Source organism: Paenimyroides ummariense, assembly GCF_900115115.1.
GTDB classification, from domain to species: Bacteria; Bacteroidota; Bacteroidia; order Flavobacteriales; family Flavobacteriaceae; genus Flavobacterium; species Flavobacterium ummariense.
Map to the genome: position 1 here is coordinate 49,521 of NZ_FOVI01000008.1, position 21,411 is coordinate 70,931.

The following is a 21,411-nucleotide window of genomic DNA, read 5'->3' on the forward strand; positions in this document are numbered from 1 at the left end:
GGTGCAATGGTTTTAGTATTTTATTAAATTTGAAAAAAATCAGATAAATGTTCCAAATTCCATACGAACAAACCGGCTATTTCTCTAAATTAATGATTGATTACCTTTGTAAAAGCAATCAGTTAAGCACTTTATATAACCGTTTTCCTTCCATAGAAAATTTTAAAGACCAGATTTTAGAAAAACAGGCTAACTTTCCTTCAGCAAACAGACAAATACTTGCAAACAGCCTGCAAAATCAATATAAAAAATTTTCGGTAACAGCTGCCACTCAAAATAACATCAACAACCTTAAAAACAACAATACGTTTACTGTTGTTACGGGGCATCAGCTGAATTTGTTCACGGGACCTCTGTATTTTTTATACAAAATTGTTTCTACGATTAATTTGTGTAAAGAGTTGAAAAAGACGTATCCTGATTATGATTTTGTGCCTGTTTATTGGATGGCGACGGAAGATCATGATTTTGATGAGATTAACTTTTTTAACTTCAACCGAAAGAAATTTCAGTGGAATAAGGAAGTTTCGGGTCCGGTTGGCAGATTGAATACCGATGGATTACAGGCAGTTTTTGATCAGTTAAAAAAGCATTTACCTTTAGGAAACAATGCCAACGAACTATCCCTTTTGTTTGAAAACGCTTATTTAAAATACAGCAATTTAGCCGATGCTACCCGATTTTTAGCTAATAAATTATTTGGAAACGAAGGTTTGATTATTGTTGATGGCGATGATGTAGCGTTAAAACAACTTTTTGTTCCACATATTAAGGAAGAACTGAACAATTTGTCGTCTTTCAAGGAAGTCGAAAAAAGTTACGATATTTTAAAGGATTACATTATTCAGGTGAATCCGCGCGAAATCAACTTGTTTTTTATTGAAGATGGTTTGCGTGAACGTATTGTTTTTGAAGATGATTTTTATAAAGTTTTAAATACCGAAATACAGTTTACAAAAGACGACTTGTTGACTTTGGTTGAAACCAATCCGGAGAAATTCAGTCCGAATGTAATTTTGCGTCCGTTGTATCAGGAAGTTATTCTACCGAATTTGTGTTACATTGGCGGTGGTGGCGAACTAGCTTATTGGTTAGAACTGAAAGAAGTTTTCACACTGCATAAGATAACTTTCCCAATGCTTTTGCTGAGGAATTCTGTGCTATTAACAACCGAAAAACAAAACCAAAAACGAGAAAAATTAAAGCTTTCTTGGGAAGAGCTATTCTTAAAAACTGATGATTTCCTGCAAAAGAAAACAAAAGATTTTGCTCAACATGCTTTCGATTTCGAACAGCAAAAACAGTTTTTAAAACAACAGTTTACTGCTTTAAAAGAAGTTACCCTACAAACTAACAAATCGTTTATTGGCGCGGTAAATGCACAAGAAGCCAAACAGATTAAAGGTTTGGAAAATTTAGAAAAACGTTATTTTAAAGCCGAACGCTTAAAAAACCAAGATCAGTTAGACAGAATGCTTGATTTGAAAATTGCTTTGTTTCCAAACAACAGTCTGCAGGAACGCGTTGACAATTTTTCGACTTTATATGTAGATTATGGCAAAGAAATGATTGATATTTTACTTAAAAAATTGAATCCTTTGGATCAGAATTATGCGATAATTACTTTATAGGTTTACAAAGACTCATTGTATTTAGATAAGCGTCACTTCAATTCAAATGCTGGAGTTTTAAAGCATACCTGAGTAGCCATTACACAAAACTAATTCCAAATATGAATCTAAAACTATTTAAAAAAACTTTTAGAATAATTTTCAAATTACACAGCTTGTGTGAAATAGTTTTTTTTTAAGAAAAATTGCCAATAAAGATTTTTCAAATCTAGGTGATACTAGTACGTTGCTAAATCCAGAAATTGTAGAAAGTATTATTAATGATGTTTTATAAAACAAAAAGCCTCACTTTAAATGAGGCTTTTTTTTAGTTTACATAATTAAATTTCATCTAATTCATATCTCATCAATTCAATTAATTCTTGAGTTTTTAAATTAGTTAAATTAGCTTTTAACTGCAATTCATTTTGATTTAAAAGAATTTGATTATCACTTTTGGATTCCATTAGAATGGGTAATTCTCTCATTGTTTTATTTGCTGTTTCAATAGAATCATGAAAGGCAATTTCTAACTCATTGAGTTTTTCAATTACTTTCTTACTTGCTATAAGCCTTATTGTATTAGTTTCTTGTCTAATACGATTTAACTCATTACTTCCTTCGAAAGTCATTTGTAATATTTGATTAGACATGTTAATTACAGATTCGTTTTGTTTTTCAAGATCATTTTCGGTAACAGCATTAATATAATCATTACTAAAAATTCCTAACACCTCACCTAATTTTCGAGTGTTCTTTATATTTGTATCATGAGTAAATGAATCAATTAATTTAAAAAAATTAATATAACTATCTTTTTTACTTTCATATTGATATTTACGTTTTGTAATATCTAATTGATGATCTTTTTTTAAACTTTCTAACTCGCAATTAAATTCCGATTTAATTCTTTCCGTTTGAAAAATTAATTTTTCATTTTCTGAGATTGTAGCTTTTAACTTTCCTTTCTCTTGTAAGTAAGCTTTCAGAAAGATACCAATTATAGCAAGCAGAAATGCAATGATGTAAGGGGAAAGAGAAGACATTGTTTCAATCATAAATATTTTTCAAAAACCTAAATATACAAAAAAATAGGAAAATCTATTCATCTTCAATAGTTATTGCTATTCAGAATGACAGATTTAGAACGCCTTACTTCACTATAATTTTTTGAGTATATATTTTAGTTTGATTCGATTTAATAGTTACAAAATATACACCGTTTTTTAAACCTGATATATCAATCGAATTGTTAGCATTTAAGTTTTTATTCAAGATTATCCTTCCTTCTAAAGTTATAAATTCGGCATTTAGATTTTCATTTTCTATACCTTCTACATAAATTTTATTAGATGCCGGATTAGGGTAAATTTTTATTTTGTTTTGATTATCAATATCTTCAATACTAGCGTTTGGTGCAGTAATTTTATAAATTGTTCCATTTTGAGCTGATGCGACATATAATTCATTTTGAAAGTCTACTCCAAAAGTTGTAAAGGCAACATTAGAAAAAGTGGAGCTCCACGTAATAGTATTGTTCGCATCCATTGTTCCAATTTGATTGGCACAATAATCTGAAAAAAAGTAAAGTCCTGCTAAAGAAGGATATGTTGCACCACGGTAAACATAGCCACCTGTTATAGAACAATAAATACCAGCCAAACTATAAGTAGCAACAGGAAAGGTCATGGTGGTTGCAGCAGCACAACCTGTAGTATTGTACGGATCGTTCCCTTCATAACATCGCCAACCGTAATTAACACCAGCTTGAGTTGCAGCAACCTTATTAATTTCTTCTGAATTATTTTGTCCCACATCGGCAATCAGTACATTTCCTGTTAACGTATCAAAAGAAAAGCGCCAAGGATTTCGCAATCCGTATGCCCAAATTTCATCTAATTGTGTAGCTGTTCCTGTAAAAGGATTGTCACTTGGAATTGTATAGCCTGTAGTTCCGTTTACATTTATACGTAACATTTTACCTAAATGAGAACTTAAATTTTGAGCATTGTTCTGTGGGTCGCCACCGCTACCACCATCGCCCGTTGCAATCCATAAATAACCATCGGGACCAAATTTTAAGCATCCACCGTTGTGATTTGAAAATGATTTGGATATACTCATTAAAACTTCTTCGGAATTTACATTGGCAACATCGGGGTTTGTAGTACTAACCGTATATTTTGAAATAGTGATATTACCTGTACCAATTGCATTGTAATAGACATACAATCGTCCGTTAGTGGCGTATTGCGGGTGAAAAGCCAAACCTAAAAGACCTTGTTCACCGCTATTTAAAACTTTAGAACTAATATCAAGAAAGTTTGTGGTATTAACAGTTCCATTTGATTGCGCAATTCGGATAATTCCGTTTTGTTGAACGATGAATAACCGAGAATCGCCCGCATGAGCAATATCAACCGGGCTAGTAAAACCAGTGGCAAAACTTTGTAAATTGAAGGTTTGTGCAAATAAAAACGGTGATATTATAAAACAAATTATAAGTATAATCTTTTTCATAGCCATATATTTTATATATTTCTATAAATTTAGTAAAAATTAAAAATGATTACACATTATTTAAAATATTAAATATTATATCGATATTTATTTTGCTTTAATTAGAAAATTTCAGATATTATACTTAAAAACGAAATAAAAAAAGAGAAAATCTATTCCTCTTCGTTATCGTACTCATCGTCGTCGAAATCATCGTCATCTTCGGTTTCTTCTTGTTCGTATTCAAAAAACGAAAAAATAGAACCACCGTATTTTCTGCTGTTGCTAAAATGTTCTAAATGCTCCATTTTTGTTTGGGTAGAATGTTCAATAATTAGTAAACCATCGTCTTCTAACAATTCATTTTCAAAAATCATCTGATAAATCTTATCAAACTGTTCCTGAGAAAAATCGTAAGGCGGATCGGCAAAAATAATATCGTATTTAATTTTACTGCGTTCTAAAAACTTGTAAACATCACTTTTAATCGCTGTGATATCCATATCGAACTCTTGCGCTGTTTTCTTAATAAAATTCACACAGCCAAAATCAGCATCAACACACGTAATAGGTTCGGCACCGCGCGATGCAAATTCGTAGCTAATGTTACCCGTTCCGGCAAACAAATCCAAAACCTTTAATTCGTGAAACGAAAACTGATGATTTAATATATTAAAAAGTGCCTCTTTGCTTAAGTCGGTTGTTGGGCGAACAGGTAAATTTTTTGGAGCGGTTATGCGTCGGCCTTTAAATTTTCCAGAAACTATTCTCATGCGTGTAATAAAATGTAATGTTGTTGTAATTGTTCGTTGGTTACCGATAGTGTTTGCGCAATGGTTTTTAAATCAGCAACTTCTACATTGCGAATAAATTTATAGGTAATTTGGTATAAATTACTTTCTTTGGTGCAGTTACCAACAATTTTTACAAGTTGCTTTTGCGGATCTAACTGTAATTGTTCAAACACAAAAAGCAGGTAATAAATAAAATCTTCTTGAGTTTGATATTCGTAACTATTAAAAAGCAACAGTTTTTTGTTTTGCAGTAAAACTACTTCAAAATGCGTATCGGCAACGTGCACAAAAAATTCTACTTGATTGTTGTTTGCAGATTTATTTAAAAAATGCTGCACCAAACCGGTGTTTATATGCTGAAAATTAAAGCTTCCAAAAACATCTAAAAAATAATTGTTAAAGGCAACATACGGCACATAAATATTTTCCATTTGATGTTGCGTTAACGAATCAAAATCAAAATAATCGGTTGGGAAAACCTTTGTGTTGTACTGCAAATAACTTCCTAAAGCAGTTTCATCAAACAAAGCCGTTGGTACAAAAGTATTTAAGTTGTTATCGTGCAAAACCAGCACATCGCTAAAACCGGTTTGCAGTGCTTCTTCCTTATCAAAAAAAACATCTAACTGCTGTTCAATGGTTTTGTATTGATCTAAAGCAAACGATTTAAACTGAATAACCTGGTTGTTTACCTGATTTTTAACGCAGTAACTAAAGTTTTGTAACGATACTTGTATGTATAATTTTTGAAACGATTCGTTAGTCATAAATCATAAAATGTATAAGAATCAAAAGTACAATTTTTTTGCTGATTAATAGTATCTTTGTGAAAACGCTACCAGATAAATGACCATTACCGAATTTTACCTTCACATAAAAAATAGCTTTCCGTTTAACGTTACCTTAAAACAGGATGTCTTTTTAAAAAAGATTTCGCAATTTATTTTAAGCGAAAATCAAGACGAAGTTTTTGTTTTAAAAGGATACGCCGGTACAGGTAAAACCACGTTATTGTCAAATTTGGTCAATCAGTTGCCGCTGATAAACAAAAAATACGTTATGTTGGCGCCAACCGGTAGGGCTGCAAAAGTAATATCAAATTATGCCAAACAGCCGGCATTTACCATTCACAAAAAAATCTATTATCCTAAAAAAGATAAAAACTCGGGCATGGCATTTACCATGCAGGCTAACAAACATAAAAATACCATTTTTATTGTCGATGAATCGTCTATGATTTCCGATAATGTGACTGATGCTACCATGTACACACATGGTTCGTTGTTAGACGATTTAATGTATTATGTGTATTCCGGACAAAATTGCAAACTGATTATTGTAGGCGATACCGCGCAGTTACCACCTGTTGGAATGGATGAAAGCCCGGCTTTGAATGAAAGTAAATTGGCATTGAATTATCACATGAAAGTCGATTTTATTGAATTGACCGAAGTAATGCGTCAGGAAGAAGATTCGGGTATTTTGTACAATGCCACCGAATTGCGCGAACAGCTGCAACAAGAATTCTATGATTTTTTTGAGTTCGATGTAAAACCATTTAAAGACATTGTGCGTTTGCAAGATGGATACGAAACATTAGATGCCATTCACGATGCGTATTCTAAAAAAGGATCCGAAGAAACCATTTTTATTGTTCGATCTAACAAACGCGCCAACCAATACAATCAACAAATTAGAACGCGGATTTTAGACAACGAAAGCGAAATTAGTGCCGGCGATTACATAATGGTGGTGAAAAATAATTACTTTTGGTTGAAAGATTCTAAAACAACCGATTTTATTGCAAACGGAGATATTTTAGAAATTTTGCAGATTTACAAGCACCATGAATTGTATGGTTTTAGGTTTGCATCGGTAAAAGTCCGCATGATTGATTACCCCGATATGTTGCCTTTTGATACCATTGTTTTGTTGGATACACTGCATTCCGAATCGGCAAGTTTAACGTACGAACAATCTAATAAACTGTATCAGGAAGTTTTATTGGATTATCAAGATGAAATAACGGCGTTCCGCAGAATGCAAAAAGTTAAGAATAACGAATATTTTAATGCCTTGCAGATTAAGTTTGCGTATGCAGTAACCTGTCATAAATCGCAAGGTGGACAATGGGATACCGTTTTTATTGAACAACCTTATTTGCCCGACGGCATTAGTAAAGATTATATGCGTTGGTTGTACACGGCATTAACACGCGCCAAAGAAAAAGTTTATTTAATAGGATTTAACGACGATTTTTTCAATGAATAGTTTAAAAATAATAGCAGTAATTCCGGCAAGGTATGCATCTACACGATTTCCAGCAAAATTGGTTCAAGATTTAGGCGGAAAACCCGTTGTGGTTCAAACATATTTGGCAACAGTTGCAACACAGTTGTTTGATGAGGTCTTGGTAGCAACCGATCATCAGATTATTTTCGATTTACTAAAAGAACACAACGTAAATGTGGTAATGAGTAGCGATTCTCATGAAAGCGGAAGCGACCGTATTGCAGAAGTTATTGAAAATATAAATTGCGATATTGTAGTAAATGTTCAAGGCGATGAACCTTTTGTAAACAAAGAAAATCTACAAAGTTTAATTGATATATTTAAGAAAGATATCGAACAAAAAATCGATTTGGCATCTTTAATGTTTGAAATTAATGATTTGGAAACTATCAATAATCCCAATAACGTAAAAGTAGTCGTAGATCAAAACTTAAAAGCCTTGTATTTTTCCCGAGCAGCGATACCTTTTCCGCGCGATGGTAAAAGCTACGTTCCGTATTATCAGCACATAGGTGTTTATGCGTACAGAAAGCAAGCACTTTTAGATTTTACCAAATGGCAAATGAAAGGCTTAGAAGCTACCGAAAAATTAGAACAATTACGCTATCTGGAATACGGCAGAACCATACAAATGGTACTTACAAACCACACAGGTGTAGGTATTGATACCAAAGAAGATTTAGATAAGGCACGGTTGCTTTGGGAATAAAAACCTTGAATTTTTATATTGTTACATAATAAACATCTGTTGTGTTACGCTTTACGTTTAAAACCTCAAAACCGCCTTCTTCTGGAATAATCTCAATCAAATCAAACATTTCGCAACTTTTAGGTAATCCTTTAAAAATCAGGGTAAATTCTAAAGGCTTATTAAACGGAATCAATGTCCATTGTGGCGCAAAACTAATACCGTCTGCAAAAAGCAGTTTATATGTTTTACCTTTTTCTTTATCAATCAAATAAGTACTTTTCCAAATGCGTGCTGCATCACCTACATCCATTCCGTAAATAGAACAATGAACAATTACCTGCTGCTCTTCATCTCTTAAAAGTAAAAGCTCGCTTTTCAATTCGCTACAGATTTCAACCTTTAAATCTTCTTCAAATGAAACACTCATAATAAGTAAATAAAATACAAAAGTATAAAAAATGATTTTAAATTAATTTTCTATCATTTGTGAAGTTTTGATGCTTTTAAGCGATGTAATAAAATTTACTGCATTTAAAAAACATCTTACTTTTACAAATTGTGATTATTCAATCATAATTACAAATATTCGTTTCGTTACATCGTTTCTTTGGTTTTTGCTTTTGAAACTGGATGTAAGGGGAACGCCCGAAAAACAAAAAATCCCGCTAGTGAACTAACGGGATTTAATTTATGTAGAGAAAATATTAGTTTTTAACTATTTTTTCTGTTGTTTTTACTCCGTTTGCAAATTCAATATTTAAAATATAGGTACTTGCAGGTAAATTTTGTACGTTTAATGTTTTATTAGATCCATTCAACAATACTTTTCCGTTCAAATCAATTAAGGTTGTTTTCTTAACATCAACAGATGCGTTGATTGTAATTTGATCTGTTGTCGGGTTTGGAAAAACTACATAGTCAATTACATCTACCTCTTTGTTATTTAACAATGCGTTGTCTTTTGAATATATGAATGCCGATAAAAAGATCTCATCATTACTGTTAGGAAATTTCCCTGTAGGAATACTTATTTTAAGGGAATGATTACCTGTAGCTACATTTCCTAATTGAATAATTCTGTTTGGTATTTTATCGCCCGGACACCAATTGTTCCAGCTTGCCCACCAAGCAGTAGACTGTACCGAACTACCATAAATTCCGTTGGGCTGGGTGTTGTACTTACGGAAAGGTTCGCAACTTAAACCTCCGGGAGTATATTTTAAAATTTCTACATCATCAAAATAAACCAAATGCTCTCTACGAACATACTCTTCACCACCAGTGTTAGCTCCGTGAGCAGAGGTTATAAGGTGTATGTGCGCATCAATTAAATCTTGATCTGTCGAAAAAGAAACCATTCTTGCTGCTGTTCCCGGGAAATCGCTATCAGTTGTTTTGTTTATACGTTTTCTACTCCATAATGGTTTTGGAAGGTAATCTTGAGCTACAGAAGTATTAACAGCAGAGGTAAAATTTACGGTACCTTGAAAAACATCTTCTCTTCCTGCACATCCCGGTATTTCTTTATGCGCTGCATAAGGAACACCAAACAAGAAAAACTCCACCCAAATATCATTATTCTGTAGAAAAGTAGCATCTTTAAAAATACCAATTAAGTGATTTAAATCGTACTGATAAGTAACTTCATTAGGTGCTACATTCATATTCATAAATGGCGTAATGTATCTACCAATTTCTATTGTCTTTTTGTTAGGCGAGGTGATATTTTCTCCTGTTGGAACAAATGAAAAGAACACACCACCTTGACGATCGTAATTATCGCAAAGTGCGTTAATCTTTACTTCTAATGAAAGCATATTGTTAAAACTTGCAATCTCTGTTGAAGTTATTTTTCGGGCATATCTTGAATTATCTAAACGAACAATTCCTGCAGGAGTCGCTGTTGTTTTTGTTGCTGCATAACCATCATAAAAAATAACATTATTAAAAGCATTTAACTGGTAATTTTGGGCAAGAGTATTTAAACTAACTGTTAAACAAATTAGAGAAAATAAAAAGTACTTTTTTATCATATTTTAATTACTTATATTTAATTTTCTAAAATTATAAAAAAAATATAAGCCAATTAATTATCGCTTTATATTTAATCATTTCTAACGCATTTTTACAAATAATAAAAAACAACAATTACCATTAAATTGATTTATAGCACCTCCTAAATGAAAACATTTATTAGCGATATTTCCGGAAAAGAATTCTCTATTGATGAAATGGTTAAAGCGAAAACCATTCGAAAATCTATTTTTGATTTTATAAAAAAGGAACATAACTTGTTCGACGAAAATGCGGAACTATCAATTGATGAATTGAATTTTTACCGACAAAGATTTATTTCAGAAAAACTTGTAAATGAAGTTGGCGAATTGAACGACTTAAAAAAGCAGGTGGTTGATTCTATTTCCAAATCGGAATTAATTAGCGATGAATCATTAAAAAGTGACACGAAAAAGGACGCTATTGGAGAAAAAATAGCCGATAAAGTTGCCGATTTTGGTGGAAGTTGGACTTTTATTTTATCATTTGTTTTTTTTCTATTACTATGGATTGGAGTAAATGCTTTTATTTTTATGAATAAAGGTTTTGATCCGTATCCGTTTATACTTTTAAATTTAATTCTTTCGTGTGTTGCGGCTTTACAGGCTCCAATAATTATGATGTCTCAAAACCGACAAGAAGCCAAGGATCGAGAGCGTGCCAAGAATGATTACATGGTAAATTTAAAATCGGAATTAGAAATTAGAATTCTTCATGAAAAAATAGATCATTTAATAATGCATCAACAACAAGAATTAATGGAAATACAAAAAGTTCAAACCGAATTGATGCACACTATTTTAGAAGAAATAAAGAAAGATAAAAAACTGTAAAAACAAAAAAAACTCATCTTTATGATGAGTTTTCTTTTAACTATATAACTAAATAAAAAAACTACAAAATTAGCATGGCATCGCCATACGAATAAAATTTATATCCTTCTTTAACTGCTTCGTCGTAAGCTTTCATCATTAAATCGTGACCTGTAAATGCAGAAATCATCATTAATAACGTCGATTTTGGCATGTGAAAATTAGTAATCATACAATCTGCAATGCTGAAATCGTATGGAGGGAAAATGAATTTATTTGTCCAACCTTCGTAAGGATTTAATGTGTGGTTTGATGAAACCGAACTTTCTAACGCACGCATTGACGTAGTTCCCACAGCACAAATTTTATTTTTGTTTGCCTTTGCTTTGTTAACAACATCGCATGCTTCTTGAGTAATAATTAACTCTTCAGAGTCCATTTTGTGTTTAGATAAATCTTCAACCTCAACCGGATTAAAAGTTCCTAAACCAATATGTAAAGTGATTTTTGCAAAATCTACACCTTTAATTTCCAAACGCTTTAATAAGTGTTTAGAGAAGTGCAAACCTGCAGTTGGTGCTGCAACAGCCCCTTCTTCGGTAGCATAAATTGTTTGGTAACGATCTTCGTCTTCCGGAGTAACATCGCGGTTAATATATTTAGGAATCGGCGTTTCACCCAATTCGCGTAATTTTAAACGAAATTCTTCGTAAGATCCATCATACAAAAAGCGTAACGTACGTCCGCGTGATGTGGTGTTATCAATAACTTCGGCAACTAAAGAATCATCGTCACCAAAATATAATTTGTTACCTATACGGATTTTTCTTGCTGGATCTACCAAAACATCCCATAAACGTTGTTCTGAATTTAGTTCGCGCAACAAGAAAACCTCGATACGGGCACCGGTTTTTTCTTTATTACCATACAAACGTGCAGGAAAAACTTTGGTATTATTAAGCACCATCACATCGCCTTCATCGAAATAATCGATTAAATCTTTGAAAAACTTGTGTTCTATTGTACCTGTTTTACGGTTAACTACCATTAAACGAGATTCATCGCGATTTTCGGCAGGAAATTCTGCTAATAATTCGTTTGGTAAATTGAAATTAAAATTTGATAACTTCATATAAATAAAGATCCATTAAATTGTTTTTCTTAATCAAAAAATTAAGCTTGCAAATATACGATTTGAAAGCAGGGGTTGTCAAGTAAATAATCGTTTATTTTAAAACATAAACATTAAATCACTAAATATCAATATTTTAAAATAACATTCAATAGTTTTAAATCATTCCAAAAATCTGGATATGATTTAGAAACCACTTCGGCATTTTTTATTACTAAAGATTGTTTTAAAATCAGCGGAGCAAATGCCATCGCCATTCGGTGATCTTGATAGGTTTCTATTTTTATAGGATCATTTTGAAAAACTACAGAATTAATCAACTGAATAGAATCAGCTGAAATTGAAACTGATGCTCCAAATTTTTCTAATTCGTTTTTTAAAGCTTGCAAACGATCGGTTTCTTTAATTTTCAAGGTATGTAAACCCGTTAAATTGCAGGTAATTCCCAAGCCTAAACAAGTAACAATAATGGTTTGGGCAATATCGGGCGCGTTATTTAAATTAAGATTTATATTTTTTATTGATGGATTTTCAATCTTTTTAAGGATGATTTTATTGTCTGTAAATATAGTTTGAACTCCGAAATTTTGATAGATTTCTGCCAAAACCGCATCTCCTTGCAAACTGTTTTGTTTGAAATATCCCAAAGTAATTTCAGTATCGATTTTTGATAAGGCAATTAAACTATAAAAGTATGATGCCGATGACCAATCTGATTCTACCACAAAAGTATCATTTGTAAGCTTTTCTGTATGTGGAATTTTTATGATGTTATTTTCAAATTCGGCTTTAATTCCTAATGATTGTAAAACCGAAAGCGTCATTTTTATGTAAGGAATTGATGTAATTTTGCCTTGTAATTGAATTTCGAGTCCGTTTGGTAAGCTTGATCCTATCAACATTAACGATGTAATGTACTGGCTGCTTACATTGGCATCAATCAAAACTTTATTGCCTTGGATTTTTTTTCCGATGATTTTTATCGGCGGAAAACCCTCTTGGTTTAAATACGAAATATCGCTTCCTAACTGATTTAAAGCATCTACCAAAATTTTGATTGGTCGTTCGTGCATTCGGTTCGATCCTGAAATAACAACCTCTAAACCTTCTTGAATTGCGTAAAACGATGTTAAAAACCGCATAGCTGTACCTGCATGATACACATTGATTTCGCTTGATTTCCCAACTGACTGCAAAGCATTTTTCATGACTTCGGAATCATCGGAATTCGACGCGTTTTCAATTTTTAAGTTAGGATATAACGCCTGAAGTAAAAGCAAACGGTTAGTTTCGGATTTTGATCCTGAAATGATGATTCCCTGATTGTTCTTTAATTCGCTCTTATTCAGCAAGATATCGTTCATAGTGTTTAGCCGCTTAATTCGATATCAAAATTACTAAACATTATAAAAAAAAATCGTGCGAATGTGCCCGATTTTCATTTTTTATTTTCTGTAGATTAGAAGTTTTTAGAAATACCGATGTTTACCGTTTTTCCAAAATTAAAATCGAAACCAGATGATTTAACCTCAGGTGTAGTATCACTTTTCATAGCATTGTAATTAATTCCACCGATAGAAAAGTTTAAACCAAAACTGTTTTTCATGTTAATAAACAAAGCCGGAGTTATACCTGCGTAAAATCCGTTAGATTTTACAGATGTAGTTGGTAAACCAGTCAGGGTAGTTTCTGCTTTTAGTGTTTGGTGACCTGCCGAAACATCTGCATAAACAGCGAATAGCTCGCTTAATGGTTTTGCATAACGGTAAAATGCCCCAATTTTAAAACCGTTTGTTTTGTATTCGGTTGTACCTTGCTCTTCTTTTGATCCTAAAATTGAGGTTTGTAAACCAACAGTCATATTTTCATTAAATTGGTAACCAACCGTGGGAGAAAATTCAAAAGAGTTTGATTTGTTATCTCCTACTTTATCAGAAGAAAATCCAACATTACCACCCACTAAAATAGTTCCTTCTTGCGCATTTGCCATACCAGTTATAGCAAGTACCAACATTAACATAATTTTTTTCATTATTCTTTTCTTTAAATTCGGTGCAAATTTATTCGCTTTTTTAAAAAAGCTGTTATTTTTTTAGTGTTTACGGTGTAAAATAGCATGTTTATAGTACTGCTCACCTAAAACGTACCGCTTTTAAAGTAAAAAATAAACCCTTTATTTTAGTTTTTCGTTGTTATGATGGCGGTCGTGATCGCGGTTGCTTTTTAAATCCATTTTTTTATCGAAGGCTTCCTGTAAATTTACTCCCGTTTGATTTGCCAAACATAAAACCACAAAAACAACATCGGCTAATTCTTCGCCCAAATCTTTGTTTTTATCGCTTTCTTTTTCTGACTGTTCGCCGTATCTTCGGGCAATGATACGAGCCACCTCACCTACTTCTTCGGTAAGTTGCGCCATATTGGTTAATTCGTTAAAATAGCGAACACCGTGTTCTTTTATCCAATTGTCAACATTTAGTTGTGCGTTTTTAATATCCATTATACTTTTTTATTTTTTTGAGAAATCCACTTTTTTATATTTCTGATGATAAAATAGTCAAAAACTGACATTCCCAACATCCAAATAATAACAAATTTCCAATCTATTGATGAATTTCCAAAGTAGCTTACTAAAATTCCAGCTATAAAATATATGATCAATGCCCCAATTATATAACTTACACGTTCTTTCATCTTTTAAAAATTTTAGGTTTGATAAATTGATCAAACAACATGATTAGTAATATAAAGATAATAAATTTACCTATTAAATTATACCAGCATAATTCTTCGCCGTTTAGGGCACATTGTATTTCGTTGTAACTCATTAAAAACGAAATTACAATATATATTAAGGTATATAAAAGGATTTTTTTTAGCATTACTCTTTATTCTTTGTATCGATTATAATTGTAACAGGACCATCGTTTAGCAAACTTACTTTCATATCTGCACCAAATTGCCCGGTTTGAACTTTTTTTCCTATTGATTTTTCCATTGATGCAACAAAAGCTTCGTATAAAGGAATGGCGATAGTTGGTTTTGATGCTTTTAGATAGGAAGGTCGGTTTCCTTTTTTGGTTGATGCATGCAATGTAAACTGACTTACTACAATGATATCGCCCTTTACATCTTGAACCGATTTATTTATTACTTCGTTTTCATCTTTAAAAATTCGAAGTTGTACAATTTTTGCGGTTAACCAATCAATATCCTCTTGTGTATCGGCATCTTCAATTCCTACTAAAATCAACAATCCTAAACCAATATCGGCAACTTTTTCGTTGCTTATAGTTACAGATGCCTGCGAAACACGTTGTATTACTGCTTTCATTCTACATCGGGATTTCTACCGTTTCCATAAGCATCTGTTCGGTAATTATCTTCATCGCCATCTAAAATCTGAATGTAACTTTTGTAGCGCGACCATGGAATTTCATCAGCATCTAACGCATCTTTCACCGCGCAATGAGGTTCTTCGCGATGCAAACAGTTATTAAACTTGCATTGATCTTTCAGTTTGAAAAATTCCGGAAAATAATCGCCCACTTCCTGTGGTTCCATATCAACAATACCAAAACCACGAATTCCGGGTGTATCAATAATTTTTGCGTTAAAACTTAAATCGTACATTTCGGCAAACGTTGTGGTATGCTGACCTTGCTGATGTTGTTCTGATATTTCTTTGGTCTTTAAATTCAAACCAGGTTCCAACGCATTTACCAATGTTGATTTCCCAACACCCGAATGACCTGTGAACATAGAAACTTTATCAATCATTTCGGCTTTCAATTTATCCAAACCTTTCCCTTCGGCAGCCGATACACGCAAACATTTGTATCCTATTTTATCATAAATATATTGCAGATACAATTGATCGTTCAATGTTTCTTCAGAAAAAGTATCTACTTTATTAAAAACCAAAACCGCTTCAATACCATACGCTTCGGCAGTTACCAGCAATCGATCAATAAAACTTGTAGTCGTAACCGGATTATCAATTGTAACCAGAATAAAAAGTACATCGATATTTGTTGCAATGATATGCACCTGTTTTGACAGATTTACCGACTTGCGAATTAGGTAATTTTTGCGTTCGTGAATGTTGGTGATAACGCCCGTAACTACATCTGCCGTGGTATCCAAATCAAAATCTACCTTATCGCCAACGGCAATTGGGTTGGTACTTTTAATACCTTTAATTCTGAATTTACCTTTAATTCTACACTCAAAAAACTCGTTAATATCAGCTTTTACGGTGTACCAGCTTCCTGTAGATTTATAAACAATTCCTGTCATTCACTTTTATTTTCTATTGATAATATGGTCTTGCCTTGTAATACTTTCATCGTGAATTGCCTTGAACAATGAGGTGATAAAAGCTTCGCCCAATTTATTTTCTTTGCCTTCGCGACGCATTTTTATAAGAACTTCCTGCCAACGTTCGGGTTGTAAAACAGCTACGTTTTTTGCTTTTTTAAGCAAGCCTATTTCGTCGGCAATCTGCATTCTGTCGCGCAATAGTTTTAAAATCTGTGTATCAATTTCATCGATTTTTGTTCGAAACATGTTCATTTCGTGTACATACGAATCTTCTAAATTCAGCGAATCGCGCAATACCAGATTCGATAATATTTCTTGTAATTGATTTGGAGTTACTTGTTGGGCAGCATCGCTCCAAGCCAAATCGGGCGTGCAATGCGTTTCAATCATCAAGCCATCGAAATTTAAATCCAAAGCTTTTTGAGCAACCTGTTGAATTAAGTCTCGATTTCCAGTAATATGTGACGGATCATTAATCAGCGGAATTTCCGGAAAACGAATCTGCAAATCAATCGGAATCTGCCATTCGGGTTTGTTACGATATTTTATCTTTTCGTAGCTTGAAAATCCACGATGAATAAATCCCAACTTATCGATTCCTGCATTTTGCAAACGTTCAAAACCACCAATCCATAAACTTAAATCGGGATTTACCGGATTTTTTATGAAAACAATTTTATCGGTTCCTTTCAATGCATCGGCAATTTCCTGAACAGCAAAAGGGTTCACGGTTGTGCGTGCACCAATCCACAAAACATCGATTTCGTGTGCCAATGCCAACTCCACATGTTCTGCAGTAGCAACTTCGGTAGCCAAAAGCATTCCGGTTTCTGTCTTAACCTGCTGCAACCATTTTAAACCTATAGCACCAACACCTTCAAACCCACCCGGACGCGTTCTTGGTTTCCAGATTCCTGCCCGATAAATGGTCGCCTGATCTTTAATACCATGAGCAATTTCCAGCACCTGATCCGGAGTTTCGGCACTGCACGGACCCGCGATTATCAAAGGTTTGTTACCCGATAATTGCTTAAACCACAAAGCTTTTTCGCTTACTTTCGTCATACCGCAAATTTACAGATATTTCAGTAATATTATTAATTATTTAAAATGTAATATTCACTTATGATTTTATTTAAAAACCCCAACAAAGTTTAATACTTTACTGGGGTTGAATCATTAAAAAATATTTAAAATGTTTCACTATTTTTTAACCACTTTTTTTACAGCCGTACCTAGGTTGGTTTTAACATGAAACATATACGTACCTACCGCTAAATCTGAAATATTCAATTGTATTTCGTTTTTGTGATTATAGTTTTGTGACTTTACATTTTTTCCGTTTATATCATAAACTTCTATCTGCTCAACACCAATGTTTTCTTTGTTGGTTATAATAACAACATCCGTTGCAGGATTTGGAAACACATTAAATTTCGACGCTAAAAATTCATCTACATTCAAATAAGAAGGTAATGCAGGAATTGCAGAAATTTTCATATTGTCCAGTTTAAATGATATTAATGAAGGAGTATTAGGAGACATAAAGTAACCACTCACCATTAATTGATAAGGCTCTCCTATGGAACTCTTCTTATCTGCTCTGTTTGAATATCCTGGAATATATTGATAAAATGTGTTTGTGTTATAGTCTATAAAAATTTCAACTTTAATCCAACTATTATTGTAAGGAACGGTTGTTTTATCAGCACCAGCACTAAATTGATTAAAGCCTGGTGTATTTTTGAAACTAAAAGCTACCTGATAAAGAAAGTAGGATCCTGATTGAAGTCCATTGTTAGTTGCTTGTACTTCAAATTCTAACTTTAAAATATTATTGCTTTTGTTACGGGTATTCCATAAAACATCAATACTTTCTTGAGTAGCTTGTTCATGAGTACTACCAAATGTACCTCCAACCCAACCTACTGCCATCATATAACCCCTACCAGATTCAGGAACGATTTGTATTTGTCCATGAGCATTTTCTACATACCAACCACCATAGCCAGGAGTTGCACCTGTAGGATCGTTACTTAATAAACCAACGGGGTGATTATCAAAATCATCACTCCACAATACTTGCGCATTTGTTGATTGAAAAGCAATTAAAAATAAAATAATGTAAAGATTTTTCATAAGAATTATTTTTTGGTCTTAACCTATACAAGATAAGATAAAACAAATTGTATTACAAAAAAATAGTTACTTTTGTGTAAAACAAGAAATTCTATGTCGATAGAAGTACAAAATATCTCTAAAAATTACGGAACGCAAAAGGCGTTAGATACCATTGATTTTAAAATTAACAAAGGGGAAATTGTCGGTTTTCTGGGTCCGAATGGTGCCGGAAAATCAACCTTAATGAAAATTTTAACCACGTATATTGAAGCCGATAGCGGTACCGCAATTGTGAATGGTTTTAATGTGAACACGCACCCGAAAGAAGTTCAAAAGTCTATTGGCTATTTGCCCGAACACAATCCGCTTTATTTAGATTTATACGTTCGTGAATATTTGGCATTTAATGCCGATGTTTATAAGGTTGACAAAAAACGTATTGAAGAAGTGATACAGCTTACCGGTTTAACACCCGAAGCTCACAAGAAAATAGGACAATTATCAAAAGGATACCGTCAGCGTGTTGGTTTGGCTACGGCTTTATTGCACGATCCGGAAGTGTTGATTTTAGATGAACCTACTACAGGATTGGATCCGAACCAGCTGACCGAAATTCGTGATTTGATTAAAAACATTGGGAAAGATAAAACCGTTTTTTTATCGACCCATATTATGCAGGAAGTTGAGGCAATCTGTGACCGAGTGATTATTATTAAAAGCGGAGTTATTGTTGCCGATAATAAATTGCAACAGATGTTTAGCAATGAAAACGATCAGGTTATTGAAATTGAATTTGATTTAAAAATTGAAGAAGAATTTATTAAGCGTTTGCCAAACTTAAAATCGTTCCACAACATACACGATATGCAGTGGGAACTTATTTTTAATGCCGATACAGATATGCGCCCTGCCCTTTTTGATTTTGCTAAAGAATTAGATGTAAAGATTTTATCTATGCAGCTTAAAAATAAAAATCTGGAAACTATTTTTAGAGAGAAGACGTTGTAATGTTCTATGTTATAAGTTTTAGGTTCTATGAAACTTACAACCTAAAACTTATAACTAAAAACTATTTATAAATCACCTTTCCAGTATATAAACGTTCAATTTTTACAGTATCGGGTTTGTTGTACACATAAATATTTCCGACAGATGCAATAACTCCCTCTAATTTATTTTTTGCAAAAACATGAATATTCTGATTGCTGCGGTGGTACGATAAAACGGTTTTGGCGGTAAGATTTTTAGCATCAACTGATCCATTGGCGCCGTATAATTTTACATCCAGAACATTGGTTTTTCCTTTTAAAATAAAGTTTCCTACCTGATTATCTTCAACAGTTACAGAATTGTTATTTAGTTTTAAATTAAAGTTGGTTGATGCACTTTCTTCATTGGGAATACTTGTCAGCAGATATAAATTTGGATAACGAAGCGTATCATTCGAAACTACATTAAACTGCGTGCGAGAATTGATTCTTCTTAGGTTTGGAGTATAAATTTTTAAAACAGCGGTTTCATGGCTTTTAAGCATTTGACACGAAATTTCGTTTTTTATTGTAAGGATCGAATCTTTAACTTCAAATGAAATTGCTTCAATTCTGTTTTCAAACGATTGAATTTCCATTTTAAAAGTGGTATTCGGAATAATTTCTGCAGAAACATTCATTGGAATATCAACGGTATGAAATCCTGATAACTGATGTTGCTGCGAAACGGCATCGCCTTTTTTAGAAAAACAAGCATCTTCACCAGCGCATCCGGCAATTATCAATAACAATAAAACGATACTTTTTTTCATAATTCTATTTCTATTTGTAAACGCTGAATTTATTTTAACCACAGATTACACTAAATATCACAGATTACAATTAAAATCAGGCGCTAAAAACCTTAAACTTTAAACTTTAAATTACAACTTATATCCTAAACCAACTTCAAAAGCTTCTGCTTTAGCAAAGTGTGTTTTTAGTGCCATTGCTGCAAAAACATTCGGAGTTACATAATAACGTAAACCTAAACGTTGATAAAGCGACCCGTTTTTCTTGTATTCATCGTGCACGTAATAACCAATATTTCCTTCAGCTGTTAGTTTGTTCAGATACCATTCGTATCCCGCAAAAACTCCCACACGTTTCCAATCGGTATTTTTATCCATTCCTTCTTCAGGGAAAGATGTTGCTAAAAACGGAATAAGCTCTTTTAATGAATTCGACAGAAAAACTTCGGCTCCTAACTGTGCAGCTCCATAATTATTCAACGGTTTTTCTACAATTGCTGTGATGTGATAAAACGGTTTTTGTCCCATTCCGATAATATGACTTTCGTGTACACCAGTTCTGAACAAAAGGTTGTATCGAATTTGCTGTGGATAATCAACAAATGAATTGGCTTTACCGCTTTGATCTTCATCAGAAAAATGATATGTTAATCCAACATTCACTCCCAACGTATTGGTACTTGTATTTGGCGCTTTTATAGTTGCGTTAGAATGATGCACAAACAGTAAACCTGCATTTATTCCGATGTTGTGCCAGATTCTAGGTTGATCATAACCCAACATAAAATAGGTTGACGGCATAAATTTAGATCCGTAAGCTACATTGCGAAAATTAGTTTCTTTATCGAACGGATTTGTGGCGTAAGAAACTCCCTGCCCTACGCGAAACTGCAAGCGTCTGTTTAAGAAATAAAAATTATAATGGGCATACAAACCGTACAAATCGCCCAACATTTCGTTGTGATTGTTTTGTGTATGAAAAGAAAAACCAACTTCGGGAAAACGATACGTATGATGCCACTCTTTTGATCCGTTTACCTGATGATTAACCGAAAACAGAAAACCCGAAGGCTTATTGGTTATTAAATGTGATATATTTGGGCTGTGCGGTAAAATAGCGCCTTGATAAGTTTGTAGCGATGCGCTCCAGTTTTCCTGACTAAATGCCGATGAACAAACAAGTAAAAACAATAATAAATATGTGTTTTTCATTTTAAACGGAACGAAGTGAAGTGGAGAATCTAACTTTTTACAATTAGATTTCTCGTTCCTCGAAATGACAAAATGATTAACAAAAAGCCA

Annotated in this window: 22 protein-coding genes; 5 read left to right on the forward strand and 17 right to left on the reverse strand. The window is 33.1% G+C overall.

Annotation, left to right across the window (positions count from 1 at the left end; all coding sequences use genetic code 11):
* The first annotated feature begins 47 nt into the window (after window positions 1-47).
* A complete protein-coding gene (gene bshC, locus BM253_RS07560) occupies window positions 48-1,631 on the forward strand; it encodes a bacillithiol biosynthesis cysteine-adding enzyme BshC (RefSeq protein WP_091521721.1) in 1,584 nt (527 codons plus the stop codon).
* Window positions 1,632-1,951: 320 nt separating this feature from the next.
* Here the strand turns inward: bshC and BM253_RS07565 are convergent, their stop codons facing one another.
* The 4 genes from BM253_RS07565 to BM253_RS07580 form a co-directional block, all read right to left on the reverse strand.
* The gene (locus BM253_RS07565; protein WP_091521725.1) at window positions 1,952-2,668 is read right to left on the reverse strand and encodes a hypothetical protein; all 717 of its coding nucleotides are present in this window, start codon (window positions 2,666-2,668) and stop codon (window positions 1,952-1,954) included.
* A gap of 94 nt (window positions 2,669-2,762) precedes the next feature.
* The gene (locus tag BM253_RS07570; protein ID WP_091521966.1) at window positions 2,763-4,130 is read right to left on the reverse strand and encodes a PQQ-dependent sugar dehydrogenase; all 1,368 of its coding nucleotides are present in this window, start codon (window positions 4,128-4,130) and stop codon (window positions 2,763-2,765) included.
* 152 nt (window positions 4,131-4,282) lie between these two features.
* Window positions 4,283-4,882, reverse strand: a complete 600-nt coding sequence (rsmD, locus tag BM253_RS07575) for a 16S rRNA (guanine(966)-N(2))-methyltransferase RsmD (RefSeq protein ID WP_091521728.1) — start codon at window positions 4,880-4,882, stop codon at window positions 4,283-4,285.
* Entirely contained in the window at window positions 4,879-5,670 is a 792-nt protein-coding gene (locus BM253_RS07580; protein ID WP_091521732.1) for a DUF3822 family protein, read from the reverse strand. Before BM253_RS07580 ends, rsmD begins: the two co-directional genes overlap by 4 nt.
* A gap of 79 nt (window positions 5,671-5,749) precedes the next feature.
* On the opposite strand from BM253_RS07580, the gene BM253_RS07585 reads away from it, so the two are divergent.
* Together BM253_RS07585 and kdsB are read left to right on the forward strand one after the other, a co-directional pair.
* Window positions 5,750-7,174: an ATP-dependent DNA helicase gene (locus BM253_RS07585; protein ID WP_091521736.1), complete on the forward strand. Its 1,425-nt coding sequence runs from the start codon at window positions 5,750-5,752 to the stop codon at window positions 7,172-7,174.
* Window positions 7,167-7,904, forward strand: coding sequence for a 3-deoxy-manno-octulosonate cytidylyltransferase (gene kdsB, locus BM253_RS07590; protein WP_091521739.1), 738 nt, complete (start codon window positions 7,167-7,169; stop codon window positions 7,902-7,904). Before BM253_RS07585 ends, kdsB begins: the two co-directional genes overlap by 8 nt.
* A 13-nt stretch (window positions 7,905-7,917) precedes the next feature.
* Here the strand turns inward: kdsB and BM253_RS07595 are convergent, their stop codons facing one another.
* Complete coding sequence (locus tag BM253_RS07595; RefSeq protein ID WP_091521742.1) at window positions 7,918-8,313, reverse strand: hypothetical protein; 396 nt, start codon at window positions 8,311-8,313, stop codon at window positions 7,918-7,920.
* 277 nt (window positions 8,314-8,590) lie between these two features.
* On the reverse strand, window positions 8,591-9,919 hold the full coding sequence (locus tag BM253_RS07605; protein ID WP_091521748.1) for a peptide-N-glycosidase F-related protein: 1,329 nt from the start codon (window positions 9,917-9,919) through the stop codon (window positions 8,591-8,593).
* A 147-nt stretch (window positions 9,920-10,066) separates the two neighbouring features.
* Here BM253_RS07605 and BM253_RS07610 point away from each other — a divergent pair, with 147 nt between their 5' ends.
* Window positions 10,067-10,774 (forward strand): DUF1003 domain-containing protein, encoded by a 708-nt coding sequence (locus BM253_RS07610; protein ID WP_091521752.1) that lies wholly within the window; start codon window positions 10,067-10,069, stop codon window positions 10,772-10,774.
* Window positions 10,775-10,835: 61 nt separating this feature from the next.
* Here the strand turns inward: BM253_RS07610 and queA are convergent, their stop codons facing one another.
* The 9 genes from queA to BM253_RS07660 all read right to left on the reverse strand — a co-directional run bounded on the left by queA (window position 10,836) and on the right by BM253_RS07660 (window position 18,347).
* Complete coding sequence (gene queA, locus BM253_RS07615) at window positions 10,836-11,885, reverse strand: tRNA preQ1(34) S-adenosylmethionine ribosyltransferase-isomerase QueA (RefSeq protein ID WP_091521757.1); 1,050 nt, start codon at window positions 11,883-11,885, stop codon at window positions 10,836-10,838.
* A 128-nt stretch (window positions 11,886-12,013) separates the two neighbouring features.
* Window positions 12,014-13,249, reverse strand: coding sequence for a 3-phosphoshikimate 1-carboxyvinyltransferase (locus BM253_RS07620; protein WP_091521759.1), 1,236 nt, complete (start codon window positions 13,247-13,249; stop codon window positions 12,014-12,016).
* Window positions 13,250-13,344: 95 nt separating this feature from the next.
* A complete protein-coding gene (locus BM253_RS07625; RefSeq protein WP_091521763.1) occupies window positions 13,345-13,917 on the reverse strand; it encodes an outer membrane beta-barrel protein in 573 nt (190 codons plus the stop codon).
* A gap of 141 nt (window positions 13,918-14,058) precedes the next feature.
* A complete protein-coding gene (locus tag BM253_RS07630; protein ID WP_091521766.1) occupies window positions 14,059-14,385 on the reverse strand; it encodes a nucleotide pyrophosphohydrolase in 327 nt (108 codons plus the stop codon).
* Window positions 14,385-14,579 (reverse strand): hypothetical protein, encoded by a 195-nt coding sequence (locus tag BM253_RS07635; RefSeq protein WP_091521769.1) that lies wholly within the window; start codon window positions 14,577-14,579, stop codon window positions 14,385-14,387. The genes BM253_RS07630 and BM253_RS07635 overlap by 1 nt, the downstream gene beginning before the upstream one ends.
* Window positions 14,580-14,766: 187 nt before the next feature.
* Window positions 14,767-15,219: a D-aminoacyl-tRNA deacylase gene (gene dtd, locus BM253_RS07645; RefSeq protein ID WP_091521775.1), complete on the reverse strand. Its 453-nt coding sequence runs from the start codon at window positions 15,217-15,219 to the stop codon at window positions 14,767-14,769.
* Window positions 15,216-16,184: a ribosome small subunit-dependent GTPase A gene (gene rsgA, locus BM253_RS07650; RefSeq protein WP_091521778.1), complete on the reverse strand. Its 969-nt coding sequence runs from the start codon at window positions 16,182-16,184 to the stop codon at window positions 15,216-15,218. The genes dtd and rsgA overlap by 4 nt, the downstream gene beginning before the upstream one ends.
* 6 nt (window positions 16,185-16,190) lie before the next feature.
* Entirely contained in the window at window positions 16,191-17,273 is a 1,083-nt protein-coding gene (locus BM253_RS07655; protein WP_091521781.1) for a chorismate mutase, read from the reverse strand.
* A gap of 138 nt (window positions 17,274-17,411) precedes the next feature.
* Window positions 17,412-18,347 carry a T9SS type A sorting domain-containing protein gene (locus BM253_RS07660; RefSeq protein WP_091521784.1) on the reverse strand — a complete coding sequence of 312 codons (936 nt, stop codon included), beginning with the start codon at window positions 18,345-18,347 and terminating at the stop codon, window positions 17,412-17,414.
* Between the two features lie 93 nt (window positions 18,348-18,440).
* On the opposite strand from BM253_RS07660, the gene gldA reads away from it, so the two are divergent.
* Complete coding sequence (gldA, locus tag BM253_RS07665; RefSeq protein ID WP_091521787.1) at window positions 18,441-19,337, forward strand: gliding motility-associated ABC transporter ATP-binding subunit GldA; 897 nt, start codon at window positions 18,441-18,443, stop codon at window positions 19,335-19,337.
* 61 nt (window positions 19,338-19,398) lie between these two features.
* Here gldA and BM253_RS07670 read toward each other — a convergent pair whose 3' ends face one another.
* Window positions 19,399-20,130 (reverse strand): GIN domain-containing protein, encoded by a 732-nt coding sequence (locus BM253_RS07670; protein WP_091521791.1) that lies wholly within the window; start codon window positions 20,128-20,130, stop codon window positions 19,399-19,401.
* Between the two features lie 111 nt (window positions 20,131-20,241).
* On the reverse strand, window positions 20,242-21,321 hold the full coding sequence (locus BM253_RS07675) for an acyloxyacyl hydrolase (protein ID WP_177205747.1): 1,080 nt from the start codon (window positions 21,319-21,321) through the stop codon (window positions 20,242-20,244).
* Window positions 21,322-21,411 lie beyond the last annotated feature (90 nt).